This is a genomic window from Nitrospirae bacterium YQR-1 (assembly GCA_039908095.1).
Taxonomy (GTDB): domain Bacteria; phylum Nitrospirota; class Thermodesulfovibrionia; order Thermodesulfovibrionales; family Magnetobacteriaceae; genus Magnetomonas.
The window spans coordinates 1-17,097 of sequence record JAMOBJ010000021.1 but is presented as its reverse complement, the minus strand read 5'-3'; the positions used below and the strand labels follow the sequence as shown (position 1 = coordinate 17,097).

General features: G+C 43.3%; 17 protein-coding genes and 1 pseudogene. All 18 read left to right on the top strand.

Translation table 11 applies throughout. The features are described 5' to 3' along the window. The first annotated feature begins 4 nt into the window (after nucleotides 1-4). The 18 genes and pseudogenes from flgA to ltrA all read left to right on the top strand — a co-directional run bounded on the left by flgA (nucleotide 5) and on the right by ltrA (nucleotide 17,029). The gene (gene flgA, locus H7844_10610; GenBank protein MEO5357734.1) at nucleotides 5-637 is read left to right on the top strand and encodes a flagellar basal body P-ring formation chaperone FlgA; all 633 of its coding nucleotides are present in this window, start codon (nucleotides 5-7) and stop codon (nucleotides 635-637) included. Between the two features lie 2 nt (nucleotides 638-639). Continuing rightward, nucleotides 640-1,326 (top strand): flagellar basal body L-ring protein FlgH, encoded by a 687-nt coding sequence (locus tag H7844_10605; GenBank protein MEO5357733.1) that lies wholly within the window; start codon nucleotides 640-642, stop codon nucleotides 1,324-1,326. Between the two features lie 17 nt (nucleotides 1,327-1,343). Next, nucleotides 1,344-2,450: a flagellar basal body P-ring protein FlgI gene (locus tag H7844_10600; protein ID MEO5357732.1), complete on the top strand. Its 1,107-nt coding sequence runs from the start codon at nucleotides 1,344-1,346 to the stop codon at nucleotides 2,448-2,450. A 3-nt stretch (nucleotides 2,451-2,453) separates the two neighbouring features. Next, nucleotides 2,454-2,828: a rod-binding protein gene (locus H7844_10595; GenBank protein ID MEO5357731.1), complete on the top strand. Its 375-nt coding sequence runs from the start codon at nucleotides 2,454-2,456 to the stop codon at nucleotides 2,826-2,828. Between the two features lie 16 nt (nucleotides 2,829-2,844). After that, entirely contained in the window at nucleotides 2,845-3,132 is a 288-nt protein-coding gene (gene flgM, locus H7844_10590; GenBank protein ID MEO5357730.1) for a flagellar biosynthesis anti-sigma factor FlgM, read from the top strand. Next, nucleotides 3,129-3,635, top strand: a complete 507-nt coding sequence (locus H7844_10585) for a flagellar protein FlgN (protein MEO5357729.1) — start codon at nucleotides 3,129-3,131, stop codon at nucleotides 3,633-3,635. The genes flgM and H7844_10585 overlap by 4 nt, the downstream gene beginning before the upstream one ends. A 1-nt stretch (nucleotide 3,636) precedes the next feature. Continuing rightward, on the top strand, nucleotides 3,637-5,562 hold the full coding sequence (gene flgK / locus H7844_10580; protein MEO5357728.1) for a flagellar hook-associated protein FlgK: 1,926 nt from the start codon (nucleotides 3,637-3,639) through the stop codon (nucleotides 5,560-5,562). Nucleotides 5,563-5,570: 8 nt separating this feature from the next. Beyond that, the gene (flgL, locus tag H7844_10575; protein ID MEO5357727.1) at nucleotides 5,571-6,641 is read left to right on the top strand and encodes a flagellar hook-associated protein FlgL; all 1,071 of its coding nucleotides are present in this window, start codon (nucleotides 5,571-5,573) and stop codon (nucleotides 6,639-6,641) included. 142 nt (nucleotides 6,642-6,783) lie between these two features. Further along, nucleotides 6,784-7,008, top strand: a complete 225-nt coding sequence (gene csrA / locus H7844_10570) for a carbon storage regulator CsrA (protein ID MEO5357726.1) — start codon at nucleotides 6,784-6,786, stop codon at nucleotides 7,006-7,008. 5 nt (nucleotides 7,009-7,013) lie between these two features. After that, nucleotides 7,014-7,451 (top strand): flagellar assembly protein FliW, encoded by a 438-nt coding sequence (fliW, locus tag H7844_10565; GenBank protein ID MEO5357725.1) that lies wholly within the window; start codon nucleotides 7,014-7,016, stop codon nucleotides 7,449-7,451. Beyond that, nucleotides 7,451-8,848, top strand: a complete 1,398-nt coding sequence (locus H7844_10560) for a flagellar hook-length control protein FliK (protein MEO5357724.1) — start codon at nucleotides 7,451-7,453, stop codon at nucleotides 8,846-8,848. Before fliW ends, H7844_10560 begins: the two co-directional genes overlap by 1 nt. Continuing rightward, entirely contained in the window at nucleotides 8,848-9,126 is a 279-nt protein-coding gene (locus H7844_10555) for an EscU/YscU/HrcU family type III secretion system export apparatus switch protein (GenBank protein MEO5357723.1), read from the top strand. The genes H7844_10560 and H7844_10555 overlap by 1 nt, the downstream gene beginning before the upstream one ends. Before the next feature lie 103 nt (nucleotides 9,127-9,229). Beyond that, the gene (locus H7844_10550) at nucleotides 9,230-9,526 is read left to right on the top strand and encodes a hypothetical protein (protein MEO5357722.1); all 297 of its coding nucleotides are present in this window, start codon (nucleotides 9,230-9,232) and stop codon (nucleotides 9,524-9,526) included. 67 nt (nucleotides 9,527-9,593) lie between these two features. Beyond that, nucleotides 9,594-10,835, top strand: coding sequence for a multiheme c-type cytochrome ExtKL (gene extKL, locus H7844_10545; protein MEO5357721.1), 1,242 nt, complete (start codon nucleotides 9,594-9,596; stop codon nucleotides 10,833-10,835). A 223-nt stretch (nucleotides 10,836-11,058) separates the two neighbouring features. Continuing rightward, entirely contained in the window at nucleotides 11,059-12,309 is a 1,251-nt protein-coding gene (locus H7844_10540; GenBank protein MEO5357720.1) for an ATP-binding protein, read from the top strand. A 2-nt stretch (nucleotides 12,310-12,311) separates the two neighbouring features. After that, on the top strand, nucleotides 12,312-13,649 hold the full coding sequence (locus tag H7844_10535) for a sigma-54 dependent transcriptional regulator (protein MEO5357719.1): 1,338 nt from the start codon (nucleotides 12,312-12,314) through the stop codon (nucleotides 13,647-13,649). 828 nt (nucleotides 13,650-14,477) lie between these two features. Beyond that, nucleotides 14,478-15,329 (top strand): annotated as a pseudogene (locus H7844_10530) (reverse transcriptase domain-containing protein). 506 nt (nucleotides 15,330-15,835) lie between these two features. Then, nucleotides 15,836-17,029, top strand: coding sequence for a group II intron reverse transcriptase/maturase (gene ltrA / locus H7844_10525; GenBank protein ID MEO5357718.1), 1,194 nt, complete (start codon nucleotides 15,836-15,838; stop codon nucleotides 17,027-17,029). Nucleotides 17,030-17,097: the final 68 nt, after the last annotated feature.

Here is a 17,097-nt window from a genome sequence, read left to right as displayed (position 1 = left end):
TGATATGACGGCAACTATTTTTTTAACAATGCTTATGGCTGTATGGAGCCCCGAGGAGGCAGTGAGAACATATGTCACGGAGGTCTATCCGTGGCCTGATGTATCGGTAAACGCTGTTAATCCGGCAGCGGAGTATCCTGAAATGCCCCCTGTGGAAGTCAGTTTTTATAAAGGCTCTATCCCGGGCAGGGCTGTGTTTACCATGAGGTTTTCCGCCGGTGAAACCTACTACTATGAGACGGACGTTGAGGCACGGGATTGGGTTGTCTTTAATAAGAGACCCCTGAAAAAAGGTACAATACTCACTTATGAGGATATTACCAAAAGCCTTTACAGCGTAAGAAGAATTCCCTCAGGTGCTATAACTGATGAGGCACTATGTATCGGGAAAATGGTTAATCACACAATACCAGCCAACCGGCCCCTTACGGTTGCACTTGTTGAAACAGCCCCTGTTGTGATAAAAGGCCGTGAGGTTGTTATGACGGTTAAAGGCGATGAGTATAAGATAACTATGAGAGGAATAGCCAAAGATGACGGCACTGCCGGGCAATATATCAGGGTGGTAAACCCCAAATCGAAAAAAATAATCTTCGGCAAAGTCATTGACAGCCGCACTGTGATTGTGGATAACTAACTATGAAAAAAGCATTGATACTGACATTAGCAGTTTTTTCAGTTTTAACAGTATATGGCTGTGGGACACCGGCAAGTAAACTCCCCGCTCAGTCGTCAAAGTACTACTATGGAGGAGATTCTGAAAGACGTCCGGAAAACGGTTCTCTGTTTACTGACACAGCAAGCCTCTATGAGGATAAAAAAGCCAGACGGCTTAACGATCTGGTGACAATAAATATTACAGAAAGCGTAAAGGCTAATAATAAAGAGGAAACAACCGGAACTAAAAGCTCCTCGGTAAATGATGGCATAACAGGTCTTTTTAATGTCTCGGCCGCCTCCCTTGGCCTCTCAAACGGAAGCGCCTCTTCCAATCAGCTTAAAGGCTCGGCAAAGAACAGTTTCAGCGGCAAAGGCGAGACCAAACAGGAGGCTAAACTCGTTGCCACTATAACAGCCAAGGTCATTGAGATGCTTCCTAACGGCAATCTCGTGATTGATTCAAGAAAAGAGGTTACCATTAATTATGAGACACAAATACTGGTACTTCAGGGTATAATAAGGCCCGATGATGTTGACTCATCAAATAGTGTTTCAAGCTCTAAGGTGGCCGACGCAAGGTTGTATCTTGTAGGGGACGGCTACTTACAGGAGCTGCAATCACCGGGTTGGCTTGTAAGACTGTGGGATAAGATTTCACCTTTATAAAAAGGATAGAATCAGATATGAAATATTTAAATAAAATATGCTTAAGCTGGAAAAAGGTTGGCACGGTGATTGTGCCGGCATTGTTGACGATTCTTTTTACCGTGGCAGCCCATGCCGAACGAATTAAAGATATATCCACACTTAAAGGAGTAAGGGAAAACCAATTGGTCGGCTATGGCCTCGTTGTGGGTTTAAACGGTACCGGAGATAAAAAGGGCCCCATGCTCCAAAGCATATCTAACATGCTCTCACGCATGGGAATTTCATTAAGCTCAAAAGACGTCAGCGCTAAGAATGTGGCTGCCGTAATGGTAACGGCAGCACTGCCGGCATTTCCTAAGGTAGGTATGAAAGTAGATGCCAACGTATCAACCATAGGCGATGCAAAGAGCCTTCAGGGCGGCACTCTTGTTATGACCCCCCTTCAAGGCCCTGACAATAAGGTCTATGCTCTTGCCCAGGGCAGTGTAACAATCGGCGGTTTTGCTGCTGCCGCACCCCAGGGCGGCGCTGCTGTAACTAAAAATTTTCCCACCGTAGGCACTGTCTCAAGCGGTGCCACTGTTGAAAAAGAATTTGGTTTCGATTTGGCCGCCGCCGAGGATATTTCTTTTAATTTGAAAAGTTCCGATTTCACAACGGCATCAAACATCAGGGACGCTATAAACGGTTTTCTTGGCGGTAATTTTGCCACCACCCCTGACCCAACCTCGGTTAAAGTTAAAATTCCGCCTAAGTACAACGGTAAAGTTGTAGAGCTTGTAAATAAACTCGAGGCCCTTGACGTTAATATTGACAAAAGAGCGAAAGTTATTGTGAATGAACGTACCGGTACAATTGTAATAGGTGAAAATGTTAAACTACACCCCGTGGCAATAGCCCACGGTGATTTAACTATAGAGGTGAAGATGCCTATGCCGCAGGAGCCGGGTTCGGTGGTGCAGCCGGCGGCGGCAATAGAGGTTAAGGATAAAAACGTATCACTTACGAAAGTTACCGGCTCTAATCTCAACGAGATAGTGGCCGCTTTGAATAAACTTGGCGTGACGCCGCGTGACCTCATAGCCATACTGCAGTCGTTGAAAGCATCCGGTTCTCTTACGGCGGATTTGGAGATAATATAAAAAATGCCGGTAAATGAGATTGATTCATATAAAGGCTTGCAAAGCCTCAAAGGGAAAAAGGATGAAAAGTCCGTAAAAACTGTTGCGCGTGAAATGGAGGCTCTTTTTATAGAGCAAATGCTGAAGGCTATGAGAAAGACTACACAACCAATGTTTGGAAAAGGCCTGGGGGGCGATGTTTTTATGGGAATGTTTGACACTGAACTCTCACGTGAGTTTGCCCAAAGAGGGCTCGGTTTACAGGATATGATTACCAAACAATTAAACAGGCGGAACGAAAATCAGGGGAAAAATTACATAAAAGATGAGGATGGTTTAAAGAAAAATACTAAAAATGCCGATATAGTAGTAACAGAATCAGAGGACTCGATAAATTAAGTGCAGGAGGCATGTTATGAAAATATATGGCAATAAACCACCCGAGACAACAGAGATAGGCGGCGGCACCAGAAAGACCGTCAAAACGTCAAAGGAAAAGGACACTACAACAGGTAAGGCCACCGGTGATATGGTCAATATTTCCGGAGGTGGAAGGGCGATAGAGGAAATCAGGAACACCTTAACCGGCCTGCCGGAGACCCGTGACGAGAGGGTTGCGGCGGTAAGCTCCGCTATAAAAGACGGCACTTATAAGGTATCTCCTGAAAACATAGCATCCAAGATGCTTCAGGAAATGATGTGAAATATGTGGCAGACATAAAGAAGGTTCTGCAGGGCCAGTTGCAGGGCTATCGAAATCTCTTTACTCTTATGACCAGAGAGAGGGAATGCCTTGTTGATTTTAACGAGCAGGCTGTTGAAGAGCTCTCAAAGGAGAAAGATACACTAATTCTGAAGTTACGCCTCTTAGAAGACGAACGTTTAAGATTAATGAAACGGCTGAGCAGTGAAATTTATTCGCAGTCTCCACAGTTAAAGGAACATTCAACTGACAGTAAAAAAGCCTCCTCCATAGATTTTAATTTAGCAAAATTAAGCGCCTTAACCGGCGATGAGGAGTTCCTTGAGATACGCTCAAATTTAAGGTCATTACTTCAGAGCCTCGAGGAACTAAATAGTTTTAACAAAGTCCTGATAGACCGCTCCCTTAGTTATGTGAAAAACAACCTCAACTTTCTTAATACTTTAGGTATAAGCAAGATGAAGAAAGATAATACAGGGATGTTTTTGACAAAGGAGGCGTGACGTGTCCATAGGCTCACTATTTGACATAGCCCGTTCGGGCATAATGGTTACAAAGGCAGCCCTTGACGTAACCGGTAACAATATTGCCAACGTCAACACTCCCGGATATAGCAAACAGGAGGCCTCTCTTAGTACTGCCGTCTCCTCATACACATCTTACGGCTATATGGGAAGAGGTGTTGACCTTCAAGATATAGAAAGACGTGTTGACAATTTTCTTGAAAAACAGCTCCTTCAGGAAAATCATTCTATCGGCAAATATACCGTGCTTGATGATATGTACTCTGCAATAGAGAATTCTTTTAATGAACAAGCCGGTGTAGGGCTCATGAGTGTTATCAGTGGTTATTTTGATGCATGGAAAGATGTGTCGGCTAATCCGGATACACTTGAACAGCGTAATGTTCTTATCAGCAAGGGGACTGAGTTAGTTGCCAAGGCCAAACAAATAGAGAGAAATTTCCAGGACCTGTCCCGCTCACTTGGTGTTGAGCTGCCAAATATAATTGAAAGAGTTAATAATATAGCCTCAAATATAGCCTATCTTAACGAGCGTATTGCCGAGGGAGAGGCCGGCACCAATAAGCAGTCAAATGATTTCAGAGACCAGCGCGGGGCTCTCTTGACAGAGCTTTCTCAACTGGTTAAATTTGACACGTTAGAGGACAATTCGGGAAGAACCACTGTTATAATAGGTGACAGAAACCTTGTAAGCGGCAGTATAGTTCATAATCTTTCTCAGGATATAACTGCCGATGGTAAGGACAAGCTGCTATTAGACAATATAAATATAACAGACAGAATAACCGGCGGAAGGCTTGCATCTATTTTTCAGATGAAAAACAGTGACCAAATCGGGATACCGTATGCTCTTACAGAGTTAAGAAAAATAATTGGAACAATAACTAACAAGGTCAATATAATTCATTCCAGCGGATTTGGCATATCCCCTGTGGCAAGTGACATCACTGTCACTAACAAAACCCCTGACAATACCACTAGCGGCAATTTAAACTCTGTTACGCTCACAGATTTTGCTAATTTCACTTCCGGCGAGTATCAGATTAAATTTACATCTTCTACGACTTATGACCTGTATCGCAATGGCTCGGCAGTAAGCTACGATAATATTTACACCGGCGCAACAATGGCATCGTTAGCATCAGTGGGGGGAGACATAGCATTTAACGGTATTAATGTTCACTTTGGATACATACCCAGCTCAGGGGATACATACTACATATCGGCAAGGAATAAGGATTTTTTCAATGATCTGAAGCCTGTTGCGCTTATAAAGAAATCATCCGGCATGGATGTTTCATCTACAAGCATATATGACAGGACATCACTGACTTATAAAAACTATGAGGTTAGATTTACAGACTCCAACAATTACCAGCTCTACGATATACACTTGCAATCAATCACTGGTTCAGGCAGTGTAGTTGGGGGCGACACTCTGCTGATAGACGGTATGCAGGTAAAACTCACCGGAACACCTAATAGAGGTGATGTTATCAAGCTCTCTCCCACAGATGCAGCGGTGACTAACGCAGGAGTGGCCATAAAACAAACAAATGACGTTGCAGCAGCAAGTACTGTATTAGGAAAGTATGGTGATAATATTAATGCTCTTGCTATGGTAACATTAAGCCTGAGCAGGCAGAGTGAACTCACAAACTCCACATTTAATACCTACTATAACAACATAGTAACAACTGAGGGTGGATTTGCCAGATCAGCAAAAGACAACCTTAAATTTACAAAGAATGTAACGCAGCAGTTGCAGTTGCAAAGAGATAGTGTCTCCGGTGTGTCGCTTGATGAGGAGGCAATGAATCTCGTAAAGTTCCAAAAAGGGTTTGAAGCAGCGGCCAGGTTGGTGAGTGTAACGGATGAAATGCTGAAAATATTGGTGAACTTATGAGCGTAAGAATGTCACAATTTTTGACAAACGACAGGGTCAAGTATAGCTTCCAGAGTAGCTTTGCAAAACTATATGAGACACAGGAACAGATGGCCACGGGGCTTAGAATAAACCGCCCCTCCGACGACACAATCGGTATGTCAAAAGTCCTTGATTACAAACTCTCTATAACCAACAACGACCAGTTCAGAAGAAATATGGATGACGCCAAGGGGTTTTTGGAAATCTCCGATACCACAATGGAGACATTAACAGATAACCTGCAGCGCTTACAAGAACTCATAGTGGATGGAACAAACGGCTCAAGGAATGCTGTTGACAGAATAGATATAGGCAGGGAAGTTACTGTAATAAAAGACGCTATTTTCCGGCTCTCAAATGTGAAGTACAGATCACGGAATATATTTTCCGGCCATAAAGTTGATCTTGCAACCTTTGCCACCTCAGGGAGTTCATATCATTTTCAGGGAGATGCAAACCTCATTAATGTGGATATCAACTATGATGCACGAGTTACAGAAAACGTAACCGCCTCCGATACATTTATGATTTCTATAGCGAAGACTCAGACTATTACGCTTGAGCGTGGCCTCTATGCTCACTACATACCGTCAACTAAAACAATCGGACAATCTGTGATGTTGGGAACAGTGCCCACGATTCAGAATTACGATGTGCCGCAAATTACAATAACTATAAGCACATCTACCGATGCCACGGCAGCCGGTATAAAATCATCATCATTTACAAATTATATGGAATTGGTACAGGGATTGGAAACCTCTTTTAACACTAATGATGCTGATATGATGGAAGCTTATCTGAGGCCGATTCAGATTGCCCTTGACAATACAACCACGGTAAGGGCTACAATAGGAGCAAGGATAAATTACATTGACAGGACCTATAACGCAAACGATGACAATACTATGCACACACAGGGGGTCTTGTCACATTACCAGGACGCAGACCTGACTGAGGTGGCGTCAAATCTGACTAAATCTGAACTGGCACTTCAAGCTCTGAGGCAAAGCTCGTTTCAAATAATGTCACAATCGCTTTTGGATTATTTAAAATAAGATAATATGTGAAAAAAATAAAATAATGTGTTAATATAGATGAGTTAAGCGATATTTGTAAGAAGGAGCGTTTGGAAGGTAGTTAAGATTAACCTTAAGAATCAACGAGGGACCGTTGATGAGACCATGATGGAGGGGCAAGATGCTCGTGTTGACAAGGAAGTCAGAGGAAGCCATAAAGCTGGGTGACTCTATTACGGTGACGGTGATAGAGATAAAGGGTAACAAAGTCAGGTTAGGGATAGATGCACCGACGGGAGTACGAATCTACAGGCAGGAACTCTATGAGAAGATAAAATCGGAAAACTTACTTTCTATCGGTCTCGGTGCAACAGAGTTCGATGAAATAAGAAATGTTCTGGGATAGAAGGAATGTGCACGGAAACTAATACTCTTCTTATACCGACAACACGATTTGGTACGGTAGAGCTGGATAGCTCAAAGGTGATTAGTTTTCCGGAGGGTATTCTGGGCTTTCCGCAGCTCAAGCGTTACGTTTTGATGGACTATAAAGATACACAGGTCAAGTGGCTTCAGGCGGTGGATGATCCAGAGATAGCTTTTATCGTTACAGACCCTGCGGTGTTGTTACCGGGTTTTTCAATCGTTTTAGACCCGACAACAAAGAAATTTCTGGAGTTGGAAAATCCTGAGGATTTACTTGTACTTGTAATAATAAGGGTTGAAAACAAAAAAGTGATTGCAAACTTCATGGGCCCGTTGATTTTTAATGCGACACTGATGAGAGGAGTACAGGTTGTTTTGGATAAAGATGTAACCGGGGCAGCCACAAAGAGCAGGTTTTCATAATGATTGGCAATGTTGTGTTGTCAAATACAGACAACATGGTGCTGTTTAGCCCTTCCGAGGGCAAGGCCGTAGCACTGGCACTGGGCGATATAATAAGTGCCGATGTTCTTGACATTATAGAGTCCGGCATGGTGACACTTCGAATAACCCCTCCGGTTGGAAAAGCATTGGATTTGCAGGGGGGTACTTTGCTTGCCTATACCAATGTTCCCATGAGTGAGGGAGACAGGATTGATCTTCAGGTTGTTGGCACCGGCAGTGAGGTTAGGCTTAGATTTTTAGGAGTTGAGAGTAAACCTGAGGGGGAAACTACCGACCCGGCAAATGCAAGGATTCAACAAACTGTCAATAAGTTGTCGGATGCGAGGATAGATACATCTGATTTTAAAAGTCTTAAGGATATGTTGTCAGCGATACCGGAGCGTGTTAAGAATACATTCCCGGAGTTTGGCCGTCTTGAGCAAATAATGCCTGATATAAAAAATATGTCTGTGTCGGCGCTTAAGTCAAATATTGAGGATTCAGGGATTTTATTTGAAACAAGGCTTAAAGAGGCAGCTTTAGGTGATGGCATGGATATTAAGGGAATGGTTGGTGAGGCTGTGAGAAAAGCGATTGAGGGGCAGGAGAGCCTTGATCTTAATGAGCAGCTTAACAGCACATTGGATGCTTTTATTAAAAAGGCGGACGGCATATTAAAGTCCGGTGCAGAGAGTGATATGAAGGCACTGATTATGGAGCTTAGGGCGGTGATGGATGAGGGCGGCAAGCAAGTTAAGAATTTAAACGAGCGGGAACTTATAGCCGTTATAAAGCAGAGATTAGATGAAGCCTTATCATCAGGTGATAAGGCGGCACTGCTCAGGGAAAAACCTGAGATATCCAATGACCAGAAGGCGTTGCTTTTAAAGGCTAAGGACGTAGTTGAGCAGGAACGTATAGGGCAGCTGTTACGTCAAAGCGGCGCTTCTAAGGATGAAATTACAAACACAATAGATAAATTTATCAGAAATATAGAGCACTATCAGATAAACTCACGTGCTAATGAGACGATATACACTTTTTTACCTTTTTCATGGCCTGAGATGAAAGACGGCCAGCTTCTTTTTAAAAAAAATAAATATAATGCCAAAAAATCCTTTTCCTGTGATATAAACTTAGACCTTGGTAATATGGGCAAGCTTTCAATTTCAACAACAGTGTCAGAGGGGAGTTTTTTTCTTTCTTTTTATGCGCAAAAGAAAGAGACGATGGAATTAATAGCAGATAACAAGGCGGAGCTGGAGAGCCGTTTTCTTGCAGCCGGACTTCCCCTTAAGGTGATAAATGTGGGACAGAAGAGCAAATTAAATATTAACGAGAGTTTAAAAGAAAAAGGGTTGAGCCTTAAGGTTTAATACTCAAATTGGAAGGAAAACGCCAAAAAGCAGCAGCATTAAGGTACAAACAAACTGATGGCGCCGCTCCGCGCGTTGTAGCTAAGGGCAGTGGGGAAATAGCTCAGAAGATTCTTGACCTTGCCAAAACTCATGGCATTCCGATAAAAGAAGACAAGCAGCTTGTTGAGATATTGTCTGCTCTGGATTTGTATCAGGAGATTCCTCAGGAGTTATATAAGGCTGTTGCCGAAATTCTTGCCTTTATCTATTCATTGAGTAAGAAAAAACTCATTTGATATCTGCAAAGAAAGTGATATGAGATATGCAACAGTTCATTGTATATGTCCGTTTCAGTACAGAGACTTGAATAATTTTATAAAAGACACTATAGTATAAAAGATGAGGATAATTTGCTGTTATTTTGTCGTAACACTCCTAATTGTCTGTTTGTCTTTACCGGCAATACAGATAAGGGTAGCACCACATGGAGGTGGAAAGACCGTCATTGCAACTCTGGATGTGTGTCATTTAGTAAACTTGCTTGAGCCAAACGGCGAAATGCCGATAGTTATTGAACCAGTGTTTGCTGGTTTTCATGATAAAAAGAATGATGTGATGACTGTAGAGCCTTTTTTTAGAAAAGATTTAATTTTCACAAAACAAGAGTACAAACCTCCTCGAATGTTTTTAAGCTAATTAAGAATATTCATAAAAAATGTCCCCATTTTAGAAATGGCGACAAAAAACAAAAGGAGGTGTGCTTATGCTTAGGTATAAGTATCTGTTACTATTGCTGATTTTGTTAGTCCTACCTGCAACGGGTTTTGCTAAAGAAATAGACAGTCTCGATGAGTTATTAAAAAAATATGACTCCACCCGCTGTAAGGCTTGTCATGAGCAAATATACACTGACTGGGAAAAATCCCTGCACAGTAAACCACTTGTAGGACCCTTTGGCAAAACTCTCGGCACATTACAGGATTACCTGAAGCAGCGTAACGGCGAGCTTAAGAAATCCCATGAGGTCACATCAAGTACAAAAGAGTACATGCTGCCGTGCTTTAAGTGCCACATCCCGCAACTGGAGGATGCAACCGAAAAAGTGGCAAAAGAGATTGCTGATGCGGTTTTAAAAGAAAACTACGATGTTATAGACAAACTCCAGATTAACTGCATAATTTGCCACAACAGAAACTCCATTGTGCGTAAGTTCAGAGACGGTCTGCCTGAAAAGGATACGGTTTATGGTACTAAGGACATAGGAGGAGGGCACAAAGACGAGGTTTTTACAAAATCCAAAGTAAACAACATGATGGCCGACTCCTCATTCTGCGGCGGCTGCCATCAGGGACCTAACCTGCTTCACTCCCCTGAGCCGATGTGGTGTGTTTCAAACTATGACAGTATGCTGCAAAACTACATACCTAACGGCGGTGATAAGGGCTGCCAGGACTGCCATATGAGAGCACCCAATACCGGTCACCGGTTTCCCCCAAACTATGACGACCCTGCCTTTGAGTTGAAGCGGCTGAAAGAGCATGTTAAATTTGAACTAAGCGCCATGGCCTATACGTTTCAGATTAAGACCCCTGCTCTTGTCTCCACCCCAATGGTAGTTGTTAAGACTAAAACGACACCAATAGAGATAGGCCACAGAATGCCCGATGGCTGCCCATCTCCAACACACTTTTCCCTCAATGTGGTCGTTAAGTCTAAAGACGGCAAGGAAATTTTTAACGAGACCAAATACTATATGCCTCAGAAAAAACTCGGTTATTCGGAAAACAAAATGGTCTTTGCCTCTTTAAGGAAACTCTCTCTGATGCGAGATACATCCCTGCAGCCGTTTAAAACCAACGAGGAAAATTTTGAAATCAAGCTGCCGGCGGGTATCGAGGACGCCACGGTGGAAGCCTCACTTAAACTTGTGGTTGAGCCGGGTGTGGCAACATCTACATTCGATCTTTACAAATTAGTTAAACACGTCAGTATTAAAGGAAATTAAGGGAAATTAGGGGGAAGGACTCTGTCCTTCCCCTTGTTAAATTACTTCTTTAATTGCAACTCATACCAGGTTGCAGTCAAAAGAATAACAAGGCGGCTGGGAGCAGGAGACAAAGGCGTACTTTTTCGTATGCCCCGGAGCTTGCGACAAAGCCAACAAAGTTGGCGACTTGGTATGATTATCCGTAAGCACAGGGATTATAGTAAAATAATCAGTAACGCCGATGAAGCTAAAAACGCATAAGAAGGTAAATCAAAGATTTGTAGTTATTGCTGCTGTTGTGTTTTTTACAGCCTTGTCGGCTTTTAGCGCTGTCTCTACTTATGAAATAGCAAAGCGCTCATCGGAAGAATCTCTCAAGTCAACGGCCTATTTTATCGGAATTACCCTCGATCAGGCCCTTAACCGCACAGGCATAGACGACAGACTGATATCTGAAATAATGAAAAAGCAACCATGGGAAAATATTGCTTACATTACTCTGTATGACAGCAACAAAAAAATTGTTTTACACTCTAACCCCAAAATGACAGGCCAGACAACTACAGAGCAGTTTATTGAGGGTGTACCAAAGTCCGCTTATGTAACCCTCAAGACCGGCGAGCTGGTCTATGTAATGAACATACCGGTGCATATACATTCCCTTAAACCTATGGTTCTCTCCATAGCTCTTCACACATATCCGGCCATGGAGGCAGTCAGAAACGCACGTCTTCATCAGCTTGTTCTTTTAATAATTGTAATGGCTATGTGGGCTCTGGCCTTTGCGTTTTCGTACTATCTTAAAAAAACGGAGGAGATGGAAAAGAGGGCGTTTGCGAAGGAGCGATTTGCCGCTTTGGGTGAGATGGCGGCAGTGCTGGCTCATGAGATCAGAACCCCGCTTAGTTCAATAAAGGGTTTTGCTCAATACTTAAGTGAGAAGCTTAATGGAGATGACAGGGCGACGGAGGGACTCAGCGTTATAGTTAACGAATCAAGACGCCTCGAGGCTCTTACAAACGATCTACTCGTTTACGCAAAGCCGTCTGAGCTGAAAATCCAGCCACTGTCGTTACCGGAGCTTATAGAAGAGGCTGTCGCTGCGGTTAACCCCGGAGACAATATCACTGTAGAAAGAAACATTACTATAGCAAACGACACGATAAACGGCGACAGAGAAAAATTAAAACAAATTCTGATAAATATTATATCCAACGCTGCGGATTCCATTGAAAACTGTGGTAAAATATATATAATTGTCGGAGAGACTAAAAAAATGATTACACTTACAATAAAAGATACGGGCAAGGGAATGGACACCGCAGTTCTAAGAAACGCAAAGAGACCATTTTTTACAACAAAAGTTAAGGGAACCGGCCTTGGACTTCCGATAGTTGATAATCTGGTTAATGCCATGGGGGCAACCCTGGCGATAGAAAGTAAGGTTGCGCTGGGCACTTCTGTTACTTTAACGCTGCCCTGTGAGAGATAAGAATGAGTAGAGACAATTACAGGGTTCTGATTGTTGACGACGAGGATTCGATAAGGTTGCTGCTGTTGAGGATTTTGGAGGACGAGGGATACACAATTAAGTCCGCATCCAACGGCAGAGACGCTCTGTCGGTATGTGAAAGCTACAGACCGCATCTCATTTTATTGGATATTAAAATGCCGCAAATGGATGGTCTTACGTTTATTGAAGAGTTTAAACGCAGGGATTTTTCCTCTTACGATACCGATTTTATAGTGCTAACGGCATACGGTACAGTAGAGAGTGCCGTAAAGGCTATGAAACTTGGGGCGATGGATTTTATCACAAAACCCCTTAGTGACCCTAATGTGCTCAGATTCTCTGTGCAAAAGGCATATGACAGAAGACTGCTGCTTATAGAGAACGAGGCACTGAAGACGGAGCAGTTCAAAGGACTGCCCCCCCTTGAGATAATTTTCGGTGGGATGGAGGATGTCTTAGAGCAGGTAAGGGCTGTCTCCGCTACAAACACAACAGTGCTTCTGACAGGTGAAACCGGAACCGGTAAAACACTCATTGCAAGAGTACTCCATGCCCTCAGTAAACGAGGCGGACCGTTTATTGAGCTAAACTGTGCCGCCATACCGGAAAACCTCATGGAGAGCGAACTGTTTGGGCACGAAAAGGGAGCATTCACCGGAGCTGTTGCATCAAAGAGAGGAAAGTTCGAGCTTGCCTCAAGGGGCAGTATTTTGCTTGATGAGGTCTCAGAAATGTCAAACACCCTTCAGGCGAAGTTTTTAAAAGTTCTTGAGGGTGGCGCTTTCGAAAGACTGGGAGGCACGGTTACACAAAAAGTTGATGCACGGATTATATGTGCAACAAATAGAGACCTCCAAAAAGAGGCTGCTCAGGGAAATTTCCGGCAAGACCTGTACTTTCGGTTAAACGTATTTCCAATAAGTATTCCTCCTCTTAGAAACAGAAAACCCTATATTGCACAGTTGAGCCGCTACCTGGCCGCTTCCACATCAAAGAGAATTGGGAAAAATGCCGGAGACATATCAGAGGCGGCAATAGACAAACTGCTGTCATACAACTGGCCCGGAAATGTAAGAGAACTGCAAAACATCATCGAGCGCTCAATAATAATGTCCAGAGGTGGTGCTGTTGATTTTACAAAGGCCATTCCGGTACAACTGCATGAATCCAGAGATACTTTCAACCTGATTGAAATTGAGCGCTTATCTATCGAAAACGCTTTAAGACACACTGATGGCAGCAGAAAAGATGCCGCTGCAATATTGGGCATTTCCATGAGAACCCTTCAGTATAAGATTAAAGAGTACGGCCTGAAATAGCCCAATACGAATCTACATTCTATCGCTGTTATCGTCAAAAACTACGGGGAGCACTAATACCAAGTTGCATTCATTCGATTAACTTTGTTGGCTTGTTCGAAAGCTCCTTGACGTCTCCTCTAAAGCAACCGTGATGTCAAGTAAAATTTTTAAAAAATGGTTCTTTCACGTTTTGAGTGGGTAAAAGAAAGAATAAGCCCCTGTCGCCTCAAAAGTGTGACAAGAAGTCACTGAAGTTACTGTAAATACTTCGAGAGAGAAAAAAAAAGAGGAGGAATTTACCCAGTTTTCCGTAACTGGTAGCCTAGTCCGGCAAGCAGAGGTGGCAACGCTTCTGTTTGAAGCCCGGATGACAAAGTAACCCGTTAATCCCAAACCGTGAGGCAAGGGAGATAAACTGATAGCATCAAATCAGTAGGGGGCAAGGCTTATAATGGTATGCTGAGCATAAGCAAACCACTGATAAACATCGTAACGACGAACAAGCCAAAGATGCTGAAAGGCTTGAACCAAAAAGGTAAATGAAAGGCTAACGTACTTTTTGATTACGTTACACGGACAGAAATTTCATCGGTGGATAGGTGGCAGCTAAGCCATAAATTGTGACTTCAGCGGAACTTGGCAAGCCCGACCAATCGCCTTAGGGCAAGGAAACCGTAAGGAATCCCTATGGTTGAGCGGGTAGAGGAAAGCGTAAAAAGCGAAGGCTTCTTTGTAATGAAGGAGATAGGGGCTAATGCCCTGATCCGAAAGGGTGCAGACTTACGCAAGGTCTATAATGACAAGAACCCTTAACGATTTAATTTCAAGGAGGAGAGAGCTTAAAAAATGACGAAAGATGGGAAACCATCCTGTAAAGCCTCTCATGTAGAGAAAGTCCGATGGAATGACCTTCAGTGGGATAGGATTAACTCTAATGTTAAAGTGTTACAGGCACGTATTGTCAAGGCAACACAGGAGTGTAAACACCGTAAAGTTAGAAGACTACAGTGGATACTAACCAATTCGTTCAGCAGCAAAACATTAGCAGTTAAACGAGTAACCGAAAATCAAGGTAAGAGAACAGCAGGTGCAGACGGAAAGGTATGGAGTACCCCAACGGCCAAAATGCAAGCAGTGGAATCACTAACCTCAAAAGGATATACCCCCCAGCCGCTAAGAAGAGTAGAAATCCCTAAATCTAATGGCAAGATGAGACCGCTGAGTATCCCCACAATGAAAGACAGGGCAATGCAAGCGCTGTATCTTATGGCGTTAGACCCCGTAGCTGAGTGCAGAGCAGACAAGAACTCCTACGGGTTCAGACGCAAAAGAGCTACTGCGGACGCAATAGCGCAGTGTCAGACTGTCTTATCAAGAGCAGATTCAGCTCAATGGGTACTGGAGGGCGACATCAAGGGGTGCTTTGACAATATCAGCCATGAATGGCTAAAGAAAAATATCCCTATGGACAAAGGAATCCTCAGCAAATGGCTTCGGTGTGGGTACATTAAAGGTAAAAATCTCTACACAACTGACAATGGGACGCCACAAGGCGGGATAATTAGTCCGGTGCTGGCAAATCTGACTTTGGATGGAATGGAAAGGGAGATACACAAATTCGGGAAAGTAAAGTACAGTAACAACGGCCACATCTTAAAAAATCCCCATAAGTTAAATTTTGTGAGATATGCTGATGATTGTGCGCCACGAAGCTGCACGAAAGATGAGGGAAGGCCCCTCGGAGTCGGTTTTCAGGAGCAGGCTCCAAACCACCTTAAGCGGCTGTAGTCAAAATCTATGGTCGTGAGCGTTAGGGAAAAGGCAGGGAAAACCTGTCAGGTATGAATCATGGAGACGAGCGTAAGTTAACCACTGATGAGGTGTCGAAAGCGTATGGATGATGTCAAAACCAGGGGGTAGTCGTTAATCTGGGATAAGTCTGAAGGCAACCTGACAACTGTTCAGATGGCATCCGGCATAAAGGTGGCGTGAACGTGATTTAGGCTTTTGAGTGGAACGTGGGAACCTGTACATGATGATAAGGGAGAAACGCAAGTGGAGGACCCATAAGCGTGAGAGTACCAATGCATGAAACAGGGACGGAGCAGCCTGTAGTAGTGTTGAAGATTCTGTAATGGAATTGGAGCAAAGGGGCTGCATTATCCGCTTTATTAATTAGGACAACCAGAAATGGGAGGAACCTTATGAGTAAAGCAAAGCCATTTGAAATTTCTAAGAAAGTTGTAGTCGAAGCCTTTAAACGGGTAAAAGCCAATGGAGGAGCTGCTGGAGTGGATGGCAGAACTATTGAGGAGTTTGAGGGGGATTTGAAAAATAATCTGTACAAGCTCTACAACAGAATGTCCTCAGGTAGTTACTTTCCACAACCAGTGCGTAGGGTTGAGATACCCAAAGGAGATGGTATGATACGACCATTGGGAATCCCAACAGTAACAGACCGTATAGCACAAATGGTGGTCAAACAGTATTTAGAACCTGAGATAGAGAAGCAATTTCATCCTGACTCGTATGGATACAGACCGGGAAAATCAGCGGTAGATGCAGTAGGTACTGCACGGAAGCGATGCTGGGAGTATGACTGGGTGCTGGATATAGATATCAAAGGGTTCTTTGATAACATTGATCATGAACTTATGATGCGAGCGGTGCATAAACATACCGAATCCAAGTGGATACTGCTGTATGTTCAACGGTGGCTTAAAGCACCGGTGCAACTACCGGATGGTACAATAACGGCCAGAGACAAGGGAACCCCTCAAGGTGGAGTAATAAGTCCGTTGTTGGCAAACCTCTTTCTACATTATGCATTTGATAGATGGATGCAAAAGCATCAACTAACTATCCCCTTTGAACGTTATGCCGATGATGTGATTTGCCACTGTAAGAGTGAAAAGCAAGCAAAATGGTTACTGGAGAGACTTAATCAGCGTTTTGCGCAATGCGGGCTTGAACTTCATCCCGAAAAGACAAAGATTGTCTACTGTAAGGATGATGATAGGAACGGAAGATACCACAACGAACACTTTGATTTTCTGGGTTTTACTTTTAGACCAAGGCGTTCAAAGAGTTATAGAGGTAAACACTTCATTAACTTCACGCCGGCAATAAGTAATAAAGCTGCGAAAGCAATTCGGCAAACAATAAGAAGCTGGAACATACAGTTACGTAGCGACAAATCTCTGGAAGACCTTGGCAGGATGTTTGATGCAGTATTACGTGGATGGATAAACTACTACAGTAGCTACAACAAATCGGCACTATACCCTGTTTTCCGACATTTTGATCGGATTCTGGCAAGATGGGCAACAAGAAAATTCAAAAAGCTTAGGAAGCATACACGAAGGGCAACACATTGGTTACAGCGCATTGCAATGTAAGCGTCAAGTAAACCCCATCTTCAAAAAAATAAGTAGAGGTGTCATACTTGTGTGAAAAAAGAGGGGGC

Coding starts and splice junctions, on each gene's coding strand:
- flgA (MEO5357734.1), top strand. CDS start 5: ATGACGGCAACTATTTTTTTAACAATGCTTATGGCTGTATGGAGCCCC.
- H7844_10605 (MEO5357733.1), top strand. CDS start 640: ATGAAAAAAGCATTGATACTGACATTAGCAGTTTTTTCAGTTTTAACA.
- H7844_10600 (MEO5357732.1), top strand. CDS start 1,344: ATGAAATATTTAAATAAAATATGCTTAAGCTGGAAAAAGGTTGGCACG.
- H7844_10595 (MEO5357731.1), top strand. CDS start 2,454: ATGCCGGTAAATGAGATTGATTCATATAAAGGCTTGCAAAGCCTCAAA.
- flgM (MEO5357730.1), top strand. CDS start 2,845: ATGAAAATATATGGCAATAAACCACCCGAGACAACAGAGATAGGCGGC.
- flgL (MEO5357727.1), top strand. CDS start 5,571: ATGTCACAATTTTTGACAAACGACAGGGTCAAGTATAGCTTCCAGAGT.
- csrA (MEO5357726.1), top strand. CDS start 6,784: ATGCTCGTGTTGACAAGGAAGTCAGAGGAAGCCATAAAGCTGGGTGAC.
- fliW (MEO5357725.1), top strand. CDS start 7,014: ATGTGCACGGAAACTAATACTCTTCTTATACCGACAACACGATTTGGT.
- H7844_10560 (MEO5357724.1), top strand. CDS start 7,451: ATGATTGGCAATGTTGTGTTGTCAAATACAGACAACATGGTGCTGTTT.
- H7844_10550 (MEO5357722.1), top strand. CDS start 9,230: ATGAGGATAATTTGCTGTTATTTTGTCGTAACACTCCTAATTGTCTGT.
- extKL (MEO5357721.1), top strand. CDS start 9,594: ATGCTTAGGTATAAGTATCTGTTACTATTGCTGATTTTGTTAGTCCTA.
- H7844_10540 (MEO5357720.1), top strand. CDS start 11,059: ATGAAGCTAAAAACGCATAAGAAGGTAAATCAAAGATTTGTAGTTATT.
- H7844_10535 (MEO5357719.1), top strand. CDS start 12,312: ATGAGTAGAGACAATTACAGGGTTCTGATTGTTGACGACGAGGATTCG.
- ltrA (MEO5357718.1), top strand. CDS start 15,836: ATGAGTAAAGCAAAGCCATTTGAAATTTCTAAGAAAGTTGTAGTCGAA.